9 protein-coding genes and 1 pseudogene are annotated in these 16,080 nt (G+C 75.7%); 5 read left to right on the top strand and 5 right to left on the bottom strand.

All coding sequences use genetic code 11. The features are described from left to right. Positions 1-66: 66 nt before the first annotated feature. Positions 67-465: pseudogene (locus SRB5_RS10620) on the top strand (transposase); the annotation flags it as partial. Between the two features lie 44 nt (positions 466-509). Here SRB5_RS10620 and SRB5_RS10615 read toward each other — a convergent pair. Continuing rightward, positions 510-1,157 carry a sigma-70 family RNA polymerase sigma factor gene (locus SRB5_RS10615; protein WP_153451331.1) on the bottom strand — a complete coding sequence of 216 codons (648 nt, stop codon included), beginning with the start codon at positions 1,155-1,157 and terminating at the stop codon, positions 510-512. A 253-nt stretch (positions 1,158-1,410) separates the two neighbouring features. Here SRB5_RS10615 and SRB5_RS10610 point away from each other — a divergent pair, with 253 nt between their 5' ends. Then, positions 1,411-4,131 carry an ATP-binding protein gene (locus tag SRB5_RS10610; protein WP_153451329.1) on the top strand — a complete coding sequence of 907 codons (2,721 nt, stop codon included), beginning with the start codon at positions 1,411-1,413 and terminating at the stop codon, positions 4,129-4,131. 9 nt (positions 4,132-4,140) lie between these two features. Here SRB5_RS10610 and SRB5_RS37460 read toward each other — a convergent pair whose 3' ends face one another. From SRB5_RS37460 to SRB5_RS10590, 4 genes are all read right to left on the bottom strand, one after another. Beyond that, positions 4,141-6,879: an ATP-binding protein gene (locus SRB5_RS37460; protein ID WP_323377676.1), complete on the bottom strand. Its 2,739-nt coding sequence runs from the start codon at positions 6,877-6,879 to the stop codon at positions 4,141-4,143. 126 nt (positions 6,880-7,005) lie between these two features. Continuing rightward, entirely contained in the window at positions 7,006-9,765 is a 2,760-nt protein-coding gene (locus SRB5_RS10600) for an AAA family ATPase (protein ID WP_153451327.1), read from the bottom strand. A 298-nt stretch (positions 9,766-10,063) separates the two neighbouring features. Further along, positions 10,064-10,894, bottom strand: a complete 831-nt coding sequence (locus tag SRB5_RS10595) for an RNA polymerase sigma factor (RefSeq protein ID WP_153451325.1) — start codon at positions 10,892-10,894, stop codon at positions 10,064-10,066. Between the two features lie 24 nt (positions 10,895-10,918). Then, positions 10,919-11,788, bottom strand: a complete 870-nt coding sequence (locus SRB5_RS10590) for a haloalkane dehalogenase (RefSeq protein WP_153451324.1) — start codon at positions 11,786-11,788, stop codon at positions 10,919-10,921. Between the two features lie 237 nt (positions 11,789-12,025). On the opposite strand from SRB5_RS10590, the gene SRB5_RS10585 reads away from it, so the two are divergent. The 3 genes from SRB5_RS10585 (at position 12,026) to SRB5_RS10575 (ending at position 16,069) form a co-directional block, all read left to right on the top strand. Further along, complete coding sequence (locus tag SRB5_RS10585; RefSeq protein WP_153451322.1) at positions 12,026-13,447, top strand: Gfo/Idh/MocA family protein; 1,422 nt, start codon at positions 12,026-12,028, stop codon at positions 13,445-13,447. A 32-nt stretch (positions 13,448-13,479) separates the two neighbouring features. Continuing rightward, the gene (locus SRB5_RS10580) at positions 13,480-14,457 is read left to right on the top strand and encodes an NEW3 domain-containing protein (protein WP_323377674.1); all 978 of its coding nucleotides are present in this window, start codon (positions 13,480-13,482) and stop codon (positions 14,455-14,457) included. A 97-nt stretch (positions 14,458-14,554) separates the two neighbouring features. Further along, the gene (locus SRB5_RS10575; RefSeq protein WP_153451321.1) at positions 14,555-16,069 is read left to right on the top strand and encodes a M81 family metallopeptidase; all 1,515 of its coding nucleotides are present in this window, start codon (positions 14,555-14,557) and stop codon (positions 16,067-16,069) included. Positions 16,070-16,080: the final 11 nt, after the last annotated feature.

The raw sequence follows: 16,080 nt of genomic DNA, 5'->3' as shown, positions 1-16,080 counted from the left end.
GCGGTGTAACAGATCGCCGGGCCCGCGCGGTCGATGCGGGGTAATCCCCGACGATCGGAGTGACCGGTGTCCGACAGCGAGTGCCCGGAGTGGGGCTGGATCGTGCCGGCCGGGCTGTGGGAGGCCGCCCGGCCGCTGCTGCCGCGGGCCAGGACGCGGCCGCAGGGCGGGGGGACGGCGAACACCCCCGACGCCGTGGTGTTCGCGGCCGTCGTCTACGTACTCGTCTCGGGCTGCGCCTGGCGGGCGCTGCCGCCCTGCTTCGGGCTGTCGAAGTCCACCGCCCACCGGCGGTTCCTCGCCTGGTCGCGGGCCGGGGTGTGGGCGCGGCTGCACCGGGCGGTGCCGGGCGCGGGCCTGCCCCTGGTGCTGCTGGACGCCGCCCGGGAGCGGGCGGCGGCGGGGGCGAACCTGCGGACCCGTACGCCGTGGCCGGGACCCGGACCGGTGCGGCGGTGCGCGCCGTGTCCGCTGGGCGGCCGGGCGTGCCCCTCGGCGCCCGAGGGGCCTCAGGCCGCCTCGAGCGACGTGCGCTGACACCCCGCGACCAGCAGCTCCTCCAGCCCGTCCAGGTCGCCGGTGTGCGCGGCGGCCAGGAAGGCCCGTACGAGCCGCCGGTGCGCGAGCGCGTCCACCGCGTGGCGGCGGGGGCCGGCCAGATGACCGCGGGCCCGGAGCAGGACCTGGCGCGCGTAGCCCTCGCTCAGGCCCAGCAGCCGGGCGAGCCGCGAGTACGGGTGGCCGAAGGCCGTCCGCAGCAGGTAGACCGCCTGCTCGGTCGCCGTGAGGCGCTCCAGCAGCATGCGGAGCGCGGCGTCGACCTCGTCACGCCGTTCCGCCGTCGTCTCGGGACCGGCGGTGTCGTCGGTCCGCTCGGGCAGCCACGGACCGGCGGGCGTCTCGCGGCGCCGGTGCGCGGACTGGACGACGTTGAGGGCGAGGCGGGAGGTGGTGAGCGCGAGGAACGCCGACGGGTTGCGGACGGCCGAGCGGTCGGTACGGGCCCAGCGCAGCCAGGCCTCCTGCACCACGTCCTCGGCCTCGCCCGGGTCCCGCAGCACCCGGGTGCCGATGGCCAGCAGCCGGGGTGCGGCCGCGGTGAACACCTCCGCGCCGTGGTCGGCCTGCGAGCGGTCCGTCATCGTGTCCGTTGTCATGTTCCTAACTCCGTTCAGCCCCGGCGTCCCCTGTGGCCGGATGTGCTCACGCTCCCTTCACCAACCTCCGCATCGCGCCCCTGGAACCCCCTGGCCTGCTCACTGGGCGAAAAAACTCGGGTAGGGGAATGTCACTTTTCGGCGAGCCGCCATTTCGCCCCCTTATGCCCCATCCGACCTGGGAGTTTGTCCCCGGCTCGGAGAGGTGACCGGACCCCGCACCGGTAGCATGGGGGCCGGACAAGGGGGTGCCATGGCGGTCGGAGGGCCCCGGCTGCGCGGGCGGCGGACCGAGTGCGCGGCGCTGGACCGGCTCGTGGCCGCGGTGCGGGCGGGCGGCAGTTCCGTGCTCGTCCTGCGCGGCGAGGCCGGGATCGGCAAGACGGCGCTGCTGGAGTACGTACGGGACTCCGCCACCGGCGTGCGTACGGCGTGGGCCGCGGGCACCGAGGCCGAGTCGGAGCTGGCGTTCGGCGGTCTGCATCAGCTGTGCGCCCCGTATCTGGACCGCCTCGACCGGCTGCCGGAGCCGCAGCGCGGCGCCCTCGCCACGGCGTTCGGGCTGAGCGCGGGCCCGGTGCCGGATCGTTTCCTCGTCGGGCTCGCGGTCCTGAACCTCCTCGCCGACGCCGCCGGAGAAGAGCCCCTGGTCTGCCTCGTCGACGACGCGCAGTGGCTGGACGAGGTGTCCGCGCAGACCCTGGCGTTCGTGGCGCGGCGGCTGGACGCGGAGCCGGTCGGGCTGGTGCTCACGGTGCGCGAGCCGCATCCCGGCCCCGGGCCGGAGCACCTGCCGCACCTCGTCATCCAGCCGCTGGACGACAGCGACTCCCGCGCGCTGCTGGACTCGGTGGTCCCCGGCCTCCTCGACGCACGGGTGCGGGAGCGGATCGTCGCGGAGGCCGGGGGGAACCCCCTGGCCCTGCTGGAGCTGCCGAAGGGGCTGACGCCGATGGCGGGCGGCTTCGGACGGCCGGACGCGCGGCCGGCGGGCGGGGTCGAGGAGAGTTTCGTACGCAGGATCCGGGCACTGCCCGCCGGGACGCGGCTGCTGCTGCTCACGGCGGCGGCCGAGCCGACGGGCGACCCGGAGCTGCTGGCCCTGGCCGCCGGACTCCTCGGCGTCGCGGCGGACGCCGCGCCCGCCGAGGACGCGGGCCTGATCACCCTCGGCGCCCGGGTCCGCTTCCGCCACCCCCTGGTCCGCTCGGCGGCCTACCGGGCGGCGGACCCCGCCGACCGCCGGCGCGCGCACCGGGCGCTGGCCGGGGCGACCGACGCCGGCACGGATCCCGACCGCCGGGCCTGGCACCTGTCCCACGCGGCCACCGGCCAGGACGAGGACGTGGCCGCCGGGCTGGAGCGTTCCGCCGGCCGGGCGGCGGCCCGCGGCGGGGTGGCCGCGGCGGCGGCGCTGCTGGAGCGGGCGGCCGGGCTGACCCCCGATCCGGCGCGCCGGGGCCTGCGGGCGCTGGCGGCGGCCGGGGCGACGTACGAGGCCGGCGCCTACGACAGCGCCCTCACGCTGCTGGACGCGGCGGGCCTGTGCCCGCTGGACGAGGGCGCCGCCGCCCGGTCCGAGCTGCTGCGCGGGCGGATCGCGTTCGCGTCCCGCAGCGCCGGCGCCGCGCTGCCGCTGCTGGTCGCGGCCGGCCGCCGGCTGGAGCCGCTGGACGCCGCCCTGGCCCGGGAGACCTACCGCGACGCCCTGTACGCGGCGCTGACGGCGGGCCGGCTGCCGGCCGGCGTGCAGCTGACGGACGTCGCCGAGGCGGTGCTGGCCGCGCCGCCGGGGCCCCGGCCGGAGCGCGACGACCTGCTGCTGGCGGGGCTGGCGACGGTAACGACCGAGGGCTATGCGGCGGGCGTGCCGATGATGCGGCGGGCGCTGGCCGCGTACCGCGACGCGGACCTCACGGGGGACGAGGCGCTGGGCTGGCTGCCGTTCGCCTGCCGGATGGCGCACAACGCGTGGGACTTCGACACCTGGTCGGTGCTCTCCGAACGGCTGACGCGGCTGGCCCGCGAGACGGGTTCCCTGTCCGTGCTGCCGTCGGCACTGCTGCTGCGGCTGTCGAACCGGGTCTACGCCGGTGATCTGGCCACCGCCGGGAAGCTGGTCGCGGAGGCGGCGACGATCGCCGAGGTGACGGGCAGCCGCTTCATCGCCCGCTACGGCGCCCTGGTCCTCGAGCCCTGGCGCGGCCGGGAGGAGTCGACGCTGCGGGTGGTCGAGGCCCTGACCAGGGACGCGGCGCTGGCCGACGAGGGCAAGGTGGCCACCGCCGGCCAGTGGGCGTGCGCGGTGCTCTACAACGGCCTCGGCCGCTACGAGGAGGCGTACACGGCGGCGGAGGCGGGCTGCGCCAACCCGCAGGAGCTGGGCCTGGCCCTGGCGTCCACCATCGAGCTCGTCGAGGCCGCCGCCCGCAGCGGGCGCGCGGAGCGGGCCGCCGACACCGCCCGCGAGCTCACGGAGATGGCCGGCGCGAGCGGCGCCCCCTGGGCGCTGGGCGCGGCGGCGTGCGCCCGTGCGCAGGTCGCCGAGGGGCCGGCGGCGGACGCCCTGTACCGCGAGGCCGTCGGACACCTCGAGGTGAGCGGCGCCGGGATGACCCTCGTACGCACCCGGCTGCGGTACGGGGAGTGGCTGCGCCGGCAGGGCCGCCGGGTGGACGCCCGGGAGCACCTGGGCGCCGCGTACGAGGAGTTCGGCCGGATGGGCGCCGAGGCGTTCGCGGAGCGGGCCCGGCGGGAGCTGGAGGCGACGGGCAGGACCGTACGCAAACGGACGGTCGAGACGCACACCGAGCTCACCCCGCAGGAGGCGCAGATCGCGCGGCTGGCGGGCGACGGGCTGACGAACGCGGAGATCGGCGCGCAGCTCTACCTCTCCACGCACACCGTGGAGTGGCATCTGCGGAAGGTCTTCGCCAAGCTCGGCATCACGTCCCGCCGCCGGCTCGGCGAATAGCGTCCGGCGTCAGCTCCCGTCGAGCGCGTTCTTCAGCTCCGCGCGCCCCTTGACGCCGAGTTTCGCGAACACCTTCCGCAGGTGGTACTCGGCCGTCCGCGCGCTGATGAACAGCCGTGCCCCGATGTCCCGGTTCGTCAGCCCCTCCCGCGCCAGCCGCGCCACGTTCAGCTCCTGGTCGGTGAGCGGCGCCCGCGGACCCCGCGCGCGGGCACGCGGGGCCTGGCCCAGCGCCTCCAGTTCGCGGGCGGCGCGGTCGGCGAAGCCGTTCAGACCGCGGCCGCGCAGCACCCGGTGCGCGGTGGTCAGCTGCTCGCGGGCGTCGGCGTCGCGCCCCTGGTGGCGCAGGAACTCCCCGTACAGCAGCCGGGAGCGGCCGGTCATGACCGGGATGCGCTCGTGCTCGAACCGCTTGATCGCGTCGAGGTACAGCTCCTCCGCCTGCGCCCCGTCCGCGAGCTGGGCCCCGGACATCGCGAGTACGGCGATCGACCAGCTGGTCCCCACCGGCCGGGTGACGCCCGCCAGTTGCCCGAAGGCCTGCTCGGCGAGCTCCCGGTCGCCGGTGTGGACGGCGGCCTCGACGAGTTCGAGGAGGGTGCGCATGGCGTGGTTCAGCTCGTGGGTGTACGGGAGTTCGCGGCGGCCCGAGGCGACGGAGTCCGCGAAGCGGCCGAGGCCGTTGTAGAGGATGGCCTCGGAGAAGTTGGCGGCGCTCAGCCCGTAGCCCTCGCCGCGTTTCCCGGCGTCGGCGCGGATGCGCGCGGCCCAGCGCTCGGTCTCCTCGGCCTGTCCCCGGTAGGCGGCGAGGAACATCCGCCCGTACGCGGGGAGCCGGTGGCCGGTGACGTCCTTGACGGCGTCGATCTCGTCGCAGGAGGCTTCGGCGGCGTCCAGGTCGCCGTCGACGGTCTGCGCCAGCATCAGCAGGCTGAGCGCGATCGGCAGGACCGTCACGACGCCCTCGGCGCGGGCGAGCCGGACCTGCCGGTCGGCCAGGGCGCGGAGCATGCCGGGGTCCCAGAGGTCCTGGGCGGCGCGGGAGGCGAACCACATCCAGTGCAGCTGGAGGGAGTCGGGCGTGGCCTGCTCCAGGAACGCGCGCTGCGCCCGGCGCAGGGTGCCGAGCGCCGCCTCCTGCCCCTCGACGGCGAGCAGCGCCTGCCCGCGCAGGATCAGGTCCCGCGCCCGGTCGCTGTCGGCGGGGGTGGCGTCGAGGATGGCGCGGGCGACGGCGGCCACCTGCTCGCGGTCCCCGAGCCGGCCGCCGTAGGCCGCGGCGGCGAGGGCCTCGATGTACGTGTCCTGGGCCAGTACGGGGTCGTGCCCCTCCAGCCCCCGCGCGGCGGCGAGCAGGCGCCGGGCGCTGCCGGCGTCCCGGCGCAGGGCGTACCCGGCGCGGGCGCCGAGCCGGGCGACGAGGGCCTCGTGCAGCGCGGAGAGGGGCAGGGCGCGGGCGGCCTCGAGCAGGCGCAGCGCGGCGTCGGGGGCGCCGGCGTCGTGCTTGGCCCCGGCGGCGGCGAGCAGGCGCCCGACGCGGCGGGAGGAGTCGGGGGTGAGCTCCGCGGCGCGCTCCAGGAACGCGCCGGTGGCGGCGGCCCCGCCGCGGGTGCGGGCGCGGGCGGCGGAGCGCTCGAGGTCGGCGGCGACGTCCTCGTCGGGGAGGAGGGTGGCGTTGGCGCGGTGCCAGGCGCGGCGGTCGGGGTCGTGTTCGGCGCTCGTGACGTCGGCGAGGGCGCCGTGGACGCGGCGGCGGTCCGCCGGGGACGCCGCCTGGTAGACGGCGGAGCGGACGAGGGGGTGGTGGAAGCCGACGCGGGTGCCGACGAGGAGGGCGCCGGCGGCCTCGGCGGCGTCGAAGTCCGCGGGCGTCAGGCCGAGCACCTCGCTGGCGCGCCACAGCAGCCCCGGGTCGCCCGTGGGGTCGGCGGCGGCGAGCAGCAACAGCAGCCGGGCGGTGGCGGGCAGCGGTTCGAGCTGGGCGACGAGGCTCTGCTCGATCCGGCTCTCCAGCGGCATCGACCCCGTGAGGGCGAAGCCTCCGGCTATCTCGGCGGGACTCAGCGTCCGGGGCAGGGTGCGCAGGGCGAGGGGGTTGCCGCGGGCCTCCGCGATCAGCTGGTCCCGGATCCGCGCGTCCAGGCCGCCGGGGGTGGCCTGGCGCAGCAGGGCGCGGGAGTCCGCGTCGTCGAGGCCCCCGACGGCCAGCCGCGGCAGCCCGGCGAACACCGGGCCGACGGCGCGCATGACGAGGACGACGGCCACGCCCTCGGCGTCCAGCCGCCGCGCGGCGAACGCCACCGCGCGGCCCGACGCCTCGTCCAGCCACTGCGCGTCGTCCACCACGCACAGCAGGGACCGGTCACCGGCGTCCTCGGTGAGCAGCCCGAGGAGCGCCAGCCCGACCAGGAACGGACTCGGGGCCGGGCCCTCGCGCAGCCCGAGGGCCACCTCGATCGCCTCGCGCTGCGGTACGGGAAGGCTGCCGGCGGAGCCCATCATGGGGCCGCACAGCTGGTGCAGTCCGGCGTACGCGAGCTCCATCTCGGACTCGGAGGCGACGATGCGCTCGATCCGTACGAGTCCGGCGGTGTCGCCCGCCACCCGGTCCAGGAGGACGGTCTTGCCGACCCCGGCCTCGCCGGACACGACCAGCGCGCCGCTGCGTCCCGCGCGGGCCCGCTCCACCAGCGTGCCCAGCTCCGCCAGTTCGCGGTCGCGGCCTCGTAACGTCACTGTTCCGGTCACAGGATGGCCCTCGCTGGAGACGACTGCATCGTGTTCGAACCCTATACAGCTGCATGTCCCTGGTGGCGGGTCCGAAGAGCCCGCGTGCGCTCAGGGAGAACTCGCGGGGCACGGTCCGTACGGAAGTCAGCCCGCCACGGTCCGCTCGAGGTCGGCGAGGGCGGTCTTCAGCTCGGCGCGGCCCCGGATGCCGAGCTTCGCGAAGACCTTGCGCAGGTGGTACTCGGCCGTGCGCGCGCTGATGAACAGCCGCGCCCCGATGTCCCGGTTCGTCAGCCCCTCCCGCGCCAGCCGCGCCACGTTCAGCTCCTGGTCGGTGAGCCGCGCCTCCGACACCCGTACGTACACGCGCGGCGTCTCGCCGACGGCCTTCAGCTCGCGGGCGGCGCGCTCGGCGAAGCCGTCCAGGCCCAGGCCCGACATGATCTCGTACGACGCCCGCAGTTGCTCGCGCGCCTCGTCGGGGCGGCCCGCGCGGCTCAGCGCCTCGCCGTACACGAGCCGGCAGCGCCCGATCCAGGTCGGCATCCGCTCCTGCTCGAACAGACGCAGCGCCTCCCGGAACAGCCGGTCGGCCTCCTCGCCGGTACGCACCTGGGCCTGGGCCATCGCCAGTACGGCCGACGCGTAGTCGGTCCGCACCGGCCGGGTGACCTCGGTGAACTTCCGGCACGCCTCCTCGGCGAGGTCCCGGTCGCCGGTGTGGGTCGCGGCCTCGATCACCTCGAGCAGTGAGCGCATCGCCAGGTTCAGCTCGTGGGTGTACGGGAGCTCCTGACGGGCGCAGGCCAGCGCGTCCTCGAAGCGGCCGAGGCCGTTGTAGAGCACGGCCCGGGTGAAGTTGGCGACGCTCAGCGCGTGCCCCTCGCCGCGGGCGAGTCCGTCGGCGCGGATCTGCTCCGCCATGCTCTCGGCGTCGGCGGTCTGTCCGCGGTACGCGGCGAGGACGAGCCGGCCCAGCGGCGGCAGCGGGTTGCCGGTGGCCGCCTTGAGGGCGTCGATCTCGTCGCAGGAGGCGTCGGCGGCGTCCAGGTCGCCGTCGGTGGTCTGGGACAGCACGAGCAGGCTGAGGGCGATCGGCAGCACCGTCACGACGCCCTCGGCGCGGGCGAGTTCGACCTGCCGGCGGGCCAGGGCACGCAGCCCGTCGGGGTCCCACAGGTCCTGGGAGGCGCGGGAGGCGAACCAGACCCAGTGCATCTCCAGGGAGTCCGGCACCTGCTCCAGGAACGCCCGCTGCGCCCGCCGCAGCGTGCCGATCGCCGCCTCCTGCCCCTCCGCGGCGAGCAGCGCCTGGCCGCGCAGGATCAGATCCCGCGCCCGCCCCGACTCCTGGGCCCCCTCCGTCGCCTCGAGGATCGCGCGCGCCACCGCCGCCGCCTGCTCCCGGTCCCCCAGCCGCCCGCCGTACACCGCCGCGGCCAGCGCCTCGATGTACGTGTCCCGGGCGAGCACCGGGTCCAGCCCCTCCAGTCCCTGCGCGGCAGCAAGCAGCCGCCGGGCCCCGCCGCCGTCGCGGCGCAGCGCGTAGCCGGCCCGGGCGTCCAGCCGGGCCACCAGCGCCTGCTGCAGCGCGGTGAGCGGCAGCGCGCGGGCGTCCTCCAGCAGCCGCAGGGCCGCCTCCGGGGCGCCGGCCTCGTGCTTGGCCTGCGCGGCGGCGATCAGCCGTCCCACCCGGCGGTGCGGCTCCGGGGTGAGCCCGGCGGCGCGCTCCAGGAACGCGCCGGCGGCGGCGGCCCCGCCGCGGGTGCGGGCGCGGGCGGCGGACCGCTCGAGGTCGGCGGCGACGTCCTCGTCGGGGCGCAGGGTGGCGTTGGCCCGGTGCCAGGCACGGCGGTCGGGGTCCTGGTCGGGGCTGGTCACGCCGGCCAGCGCGGCGTGGACGCGGCGGCGGTCGGCGGGGGACGCGGAGCGGTAGACGGCCGAGCGCACGAGGGGGTGGCGGAAGCCCACCCGGGTGCCGACGACCAGCGCCTCGGCCTGGGCGGCGGCGTCGAAGTCCGCCGGGGTGAGCCCCAGCCCGGCGCTCGCCCGCCACAGCAGCCCGGGGTCGCCCGTCGGGTCGGCGGCCGCGAGCAGCAGCAACAGCCGCACGGACGCGGGCAGCGGCTCCAGCTGGGCGACGAGGCTCTGCTCGATCCGGCTCTCCAGCGGCATCGACCCCGTGAGGGCGAACCCCCCGGCGATCTCGGCCGGGCTCAGCGCCCGCGGCAGCTCCCGCAGCGCGAGGGGGTTGCCGCGGGCCTCCGCGATCAGCTGGTCCCGGATCCGCGCGTCCAGCCCGCCCGGCGTGGCGACCCGCAGCAGGGCACGCGCGTCCTCGTGGTCGAGCCCCTCGACGACCAGCCGCGGCAGCCCCGCGAACGCCGGGCCGACGGTGCGCATCGCGAGCACGACGGCCACCCCCTCCGCGCCGAGCCGCCGCGCGGCGAACGCCACCGCGCCCGCCGACGCCTCGTCCAGCCACTGCGCGTCGTCCACGACACACAGCAGCGCCCGGTCGTCCGCGGCCTCGGTCAGCAGCCCCAGCAGGGCCAGCCCCACCAGGAACGGACTCGGGGCCGAGCCCTCGCGCAGGCCCAGCGCCGTCTCGATCGCCTCGCGCTGCGGCACGGGCAGCCGGACGACGGAGTCCATCATGCGCGCGCACAGCTGGTGCAGCCCGGCGTACGCGAGCTCCATCTCGGACTCGGAGGCGACGATGCGCTCGATCCGTACGCGGCTCCCGGCGTCCGCCGCGGCCCTGTCCAGCAGCACGGTCTTGCCGATGCCGGCCTCGCCGACGACGACCAGCGCCCCGCTCTGCCCGGCCCGCGCCCGCTCCACGAGGGCGCCCAGCCCGGCCAGCTCGCGCTCACGGCCGAGCAACGTCACGGTCGCGGACATGGCGTCACCTTCGCTGCGAGAGGCTGCGGGCAGTTGGTCGTTCACCCCGGTCGTTCCACCCTAAACGGCGGGTGTCCCAGGTGGCGGGCCCGCCGCCGGGGCCCGTGCGCTCACGGACAACTGACGGAGCACGGTACGTACAGGCGCGTCGGCCGATCGGCTCCCGGTGGCGTCCCCGGAGCGTCACGGCCGGGTGTCACACCGGTTGATCGGGCAGCGGACTCCGTGGGACCCCACACACCTGTGTCCCGTCCGGGACCGGATGGCAGGTGACCGCCGAGTGTGTGCACCGGTGCGGTCAGTTCGTGAGCGGCGACCGCTCCAGCACCTTCCGCACCGCCGCCGCCCGCGCCCCGGGCGCCGCGTAGTCGGGGTGCGCGCGCAGCACGGCGGCGGCGGTGTGCAGCCGGACCATCTGCTCCTCCGCCTCCCGCACGCTCCGCCCGCCCGGCGTCACGGGATGCCGGGCGAGGGCGGGGCGCCGCGGGTCGATCCGGCCGCGGGCGAGCGCCCGGTCGACGCGGCGGGAGCAGCGGCAGAACGCCTCCGCGTTCACCAGCCCGCACGTCGACTCCATGAACGCGCGGATCCGCCCGCGCGCCCGCTGCAGCCGCTTGCGGTACGCGGCCGGGGTGACGTCCAGCACCCAGGCGGCGTCGGCGGAGCTCAGCTCGAAGACGTCGCCCAGCACGAACGCGACGCGCTCCTCGCGGACCAGGCACTGCAGCAGCGCCTGGCTGCACGTGAGCCGCACCTCGGTGGCCAGCAGCTCGGCCTCGGGACCGGTGTGGTCGGCGGCGGCGAGCCCGTCCGCCAGCCCCTCGCGGAACCCGTCGAAGCCGAGGCCCGCGCTCTCCTGGGGGCTGGTGCGGCGCAGGTTCAGCAGATGGTTGACGCCGATCCGGTACGCCCAGGTCAGCAGCCGGGCCTCGGCCCGCCAGGTGCCGAGGGCGCCGAGGGCCTTCAGCAGGATCTCCTGCGTGGCGTCCTCGGCGTCGGCGGGCTGGTTCACCATCCGCAGGGCGAGCCGGTACAGGGGGTCCCGCAGGACGAGCACCACGTCCTCCAGGGCCCGGCGGTCTCCGGCGAGGGCGCGGGCGACCAGCGCGGCGTCTGTCTCAAGGGGCATCCCCCCATTCTGCGGCGGTACGGATCAGCCGCGCGGCCCCGTCAGCCCGTGCCGCTCCAGCCACCGCGACACGGCGGCGCCGATGGCGTCCGGCTGGTCCTCCATCGCGTTGTGCCCCGCCCGGCCCACGGACTCCACCTCCAGCGCCGCGTAGGTCTCCCGCGCCCAGTCGACCGTCGCGGCCGGCACCGCCGCGCCGGGCTCCACGGTCATGAGCAGCTTCGGCACGTCCGGGCTGGCGGCGGCCCAGCGGCCGTACGCCTCGACGCGCTCGGTCACGTCGGCCGGGGAGCCGTCGATGGGGATCTCGCGCGGCCAGACGAGCGTCGGCAGCCGGGACGCGGGGGTGGGGTAGGGGGCGCGGTAGACGTCGTGGTCCTCCTTCGACAGGCCGGTGAGGACGCCGCGCGGGAGGTTGAACTCGACGAAGCTGTTCTCCTCCAGCACCATGCGTTCGCCCTCGGGACCGCGCAGCCTCTCGAAGATCTGCCGGCCCTCGGGCGTCTGGTCGGCGGACCGTCCCGGCCGCAGGAACGTCTCGATCAGCGCCACCCCGCGCACCCGCCCCGGATGCCGGGCGGCGTGGTCGAGCGCCAGCGCCCCGCCCCAGTCGTGCCCGACGAGCACGACGTTCCGGGTGAGACCCATGGCCTCGAACCAGGCGTCGAGATAGACGGCATGGTCGGTGAACCGGTAGCCGGTGTCCGGCTTCCCCGACTCCCCCATGCCGATCAGGTCCGGCGCCAGGATCCGCCCCTGGCCGGCGAGATGCGGGATGACGTTGCGCCACATGTACGAGGAGTTGGGGTTGCCGTGCAGCAGCACGACGGGGGTGCCGGAGCCGGCCTCGCGGTGGGCGAGGTACGAGTCCAGGACGGCGGTGGTCTCGGTCATGGTCGGTGTTCCTCCCGGTCGGGGTGCTTTCACCGGGGTTGGACACAGGGATGTGCCGTGCTGTGACCGCCGTTCGTCAAAAATCTCCGCAGGTATGTCCCGGCGCCCCTCGCTGTGCGGGATTCTGCTCGTAACAACCCATGAATGAACACGTATTGACATCCCCGGGCGGATGCCGCGAGAGTCGTCCCGCCAGCCATGCCGAAAGTGTCGACCTCTCCACAAGGGAGCGAACGCATGCCGGAAACACCTGGAGTTTCGAGGCGGGCCGTCCTGGGCGGGACCCTGGCCACGGGGGCGGTGGCCGCGCTGGGCGCGTCCGCCGGCACCGCGCGGGCCGCCGGGACCTCCGCGCCGGGCCGGGCCCCCGGGCAGCAGACCATGGTGAACGTGCCCTTCGACGTGTACCCGACGGTGCGGATCGGGGTGATCGGGCTCGGCAACCGGGGCAGCGGGATGACCGACAGCTGGGCCGCCGTGCCCGGCGCCGTCGTACGGGCCGTGTGCGACATCCGGCCCGACCGGGCCAAGAACAAGGCGGACGCGCTGGAGCGGGCGGGCCGGCCCCGGCCGCTGGAGTTCGGCGGTTCGCGCGAGTCGTACCAGGAGATGCTGCGCCGCGACGACATCGACCTCGTCTACATCGCCTCCCCCTGGGAGTTCCATTTCGAGCACGGCCACACGGCGCTGCTGTCCGGCAAGCACGTGCTGGTCGAGCTGCCCATCGCCACCGAGCTGAGCCAGCTGTGGGACCTGGTCGACGCCTCGGAGCGCAATCGCCGCCATCTGATGCTCTCCGAGAACTGTTCGTACGGCCGCAACGAGCTCGCGATGCTCAAGATGGCCCACGACGGCGTCTTCGGCGAGATCACCAACGGCCACGGCGGCTATCTGCACGACCTGCGCGCGCTGCTGTTCGACGTCAACTACTACACCGACTCCTGGCGCCGGCTGTGGCACACCCGCAGCACCGCCTCCTTCTACCCGATGCACGGTCTGGCCCCGATCGCCGCCGCCATGGACATCAACCGCGGCGACCGGATGGTCACCCTCAGCGCCACCGCGTCGGCGCCGAAGGGGCTGGCGGACTACCGGGCCCGGTTCATGCCGGACGACCATCCGTCGTGGGGCGAGACGTACATCAACGGCGACCGCATCACCTGCATGATCGAGACCGCCGACGGGCGGCTCATCCGCGCCGAGCACGACGTGAGCTCGGCGCGCCCGTACAGCAGGATCAACTCCCTGGCCGGCAGCCGCGGGCTGTTCGAGGACTACGCGGGCGGCGGCGCGACCGGCGCGCGGGTGTACGTCGAGCCGCTGCACAGCGGTGACGCCTTCCAGGACTTCACCCAGCTGCGCGACGAGTACGACCACTGGCTGTGGAAGAAGATCGGGGACGACGCCGAGCACAACGGCGGGCACGGCGGCATGGACTGGGTGCTCCAGTGGCGGATCATCCAGCTGATGCGGACCGGGCAGGTGCCGGACTTCGACGTGTACGACTCGGCCGCCTGGTGCTCCCCCGTGCCGCTGAGCGTGATGTCGCTGGCCGACAAGGGGCGCCCGGTGCAGATGCCCGACTTCACCCGCGGGCGCTGGTCCGGGGTGCGGCTTGGCCTGGACTCCCGCGAGAGCGAGATGCCGCCGGTCGGCTGACGTCCCCGTCCCTTCCGAGAAGGAGGTTCCCCGTGTCCCTGTCCCGCAGATCCTTCACGCTCGCGGGCGCCGCGGCCGCCGTGCTGCCCGCCCAGTCCCTGCTCGCCGCCCCGGCCCGCGCCGACGGCACCGTCACGGTGTCCGTGCCCGAGATCGACCTCGCCGGACCCCGTGTCGCCACCGTCCCGATCACCGTCCGCAACGGCGGTGCACGTCAACTGCGCGACCTGAGTGTGACGTTCACCGGCCCCGTCGGCTGGGTCGTGGAGCCGGAGCTCGTCCGGCTGAAGGGGTCCCTGGCTGCCGGGGCCACGGCCACCGCGTCCTTCGAGCTGCTGGTCCCCGAACCCCGCCCCGGCCTGCGGCTGATCACGTTCACCGCCACCGCCTCCTACGCCGGCGGCGACGGCGCCGGGCAGGCCACCGGCAGCCGCACCGTACGGCTCGGCGATCCGCTGCCCGATCTGGCGGCGGCGTACAACAACGTCGGCGTCACCGACGAGTCCAATCCGGCGCCCGGCAACTACGACGGCGACGGCAACAGCTTCTCCGCGCAGAAGCTCGCCGACGTCGGCATCGTCCCCGGCGGCCCCGTCCTCGCCCTCGGCGCGCGGCTGATCTGGCCGGACGTGGCGCCGGGGAGCCGGAACAACGTGGCGTGCGGCAGCCAGGCGATCGCGCTGTCCGGGTCGGGCAGCCGGCTGGTGTTCCTGGGCTCCGGGGTCGGCAACAGCGCGGTGGGCACGGCCGAGGTGTTCTACACCGACGGCAGCAGCTCGCGGGGCACGTTCGGGTTCCCCAACTGGTCGTTCCAGAACGTGACCGACTTCGGCGCCACGCAGATCGCCGCCGCGAACGGGCGCAATCTGCCGGGCGGTTACGGCAACGAGGGCATCGCGTACAGCGTCTTCGCCCACTCGGTCCCGCTGACGGCGGGGAAGACGGCGGAGGTGGTGGTGCTGCCGGGCAACGGCGGCATCCACGTCTTCGCCCTGGCGATCGCCCCCTGACGGTCCCGGTGTGGGGCCGGCCGGCCCCCGACCCGGGAGCGCTGGTGCCGGTGGGGCGGGCGGGGCAGGGTGTACGTAACCGACGAGGAGCCGCCGTATGACGTCACCCCGCCCCCGTACGCCCGTCGCCCGTCCCGTCATCGCCGTGGCGGGCCTGGGGATCGAGTCGTCCACCTTCTCCCCCGCCCGCACCGGGGCGCCCGCGTTCCATCCGCTGCGCGGGGAGGGGGTGTTCGGCCGCTATCCGTTCCTGGCGCCGGGTGAGCCGCTGCGTGAGGCCGCCGAGTGGCACGGGGCGCTGGTCGGGAAGGCGCTGCCCGGCGGGACGGTGACGGCGGGGGCGTTCGCGGAGCTGTCGGGGGAACTCCTGGCGCGGCTGCGGGCGTTGCCGCCGCTGGACGGGCTGTGGTTCGACATCCACGGGGCGATGACGGTGGAGGGGCTGGACGACGCGGAGGCGGTGCTGCTGGCCCGCGTCCGCGAGGCGGTCGGGCGGGACGTGATCATCTCGACGTCCATGGACCTGCACGGCAACGTCTCGCGCGAGCTGGTCCACGGCAGCGATCTGATCACCTGCTACCGCACGGCCCCGCACGAGGACCACGTGGAGACCAGGGAACGCGCCGCCCGCAACCTCGTCGAGACGCTCACCTCCGGCGCCCCCCGCCCGCTGAAGGCGTGGATCCCCGTCCCCGTACTCCTGGCCGGCGAGCAGACGTCGACCCGGATGGAGCCGGCGAAGAGCCTGTACGCGGCGGTGGCCGACGTGGCGTCCGCCGACGGTGTCCTGGACGCCGCCCTCTGGGTCGGCTACGCGTGGGCGGACGAGCCCCGCAACCGGGCGGCCGTCGTGGTCACCGGCGACTCGGCGGACGCGGTGACGGCCGGCGCCGAGCGGCTGGCGCGCGGATTCTGGGCCGCGCGGCGGGACTTCGCGTTCGCCGCCCCGACGGGCACGTTCGCCGCCTGCCTGGACGAGGCCCTGGCGTCGGCGGCGCGCCCGTTCTACATCAGCGACAGCGGCGACAACCCCACGGCGGGGGGTGCCGGCGACGTCACCTGGGGCCTGGCACAGCTCCTGGCCCGCCCCGAGTTCCGCGACCCCGCCGGCCCCACCGTGCTGTACGCGTCGGTCCCCGCCCCCGAGGCGGTGGCGGCGGCGGTCGCGGCGGGCGTGGGCGCCACGGTCACGGTGACGGCGGGCGCCGCGGTCGACGCCCGGCACGCGGGCCCGCTGACGCTGACGGGCACGGTGCACGCGGTCAGACACGGCGACCGGGACGCCCGCACCGAGGTGGTGCTGCGGGTCGGCGGCGTGCACGCGATCCTCACGGAGCTGCGCAAGCCGTACCACCACGAGCACGACTTCACCGGCCTGGACCTGAACCCGCGCACGGCGGACCTGGTGATCGTCAAAATCGGCTACCTGGAGCCCGAGCTGTACGCGATGGCGGCGGACTGGCGCCTGGCCCTCACCCCGGGCGGCGTCGACCAGGGCCTCCCGCGCCTGGGCCACACCCGTATCGACCGCCCGCTGTTCCCGTTCGACCCCGACATGCCGGACCCGGACCTGTCGGCCCGGATCATCCCCCCGTCGGACGAGCCGCGCTGACGACCGCCGGC

Origin of the sequence: Streptomyces smaragdinus (assembly GCF_009604385.1) — a bacterium.
Taxonomy (GTDB): Bacteria; Actinomycetota; Actinomycetes; order Streptomycetales; family Streptomycetaceae; genus Streptomyces; species Streptomyces smaragdinus.
The sequence above is the reverse complement of the archived record's forward strand: the minus strand, read 5'-3'. Positions and strand labels throughout refer to the sequence as shown.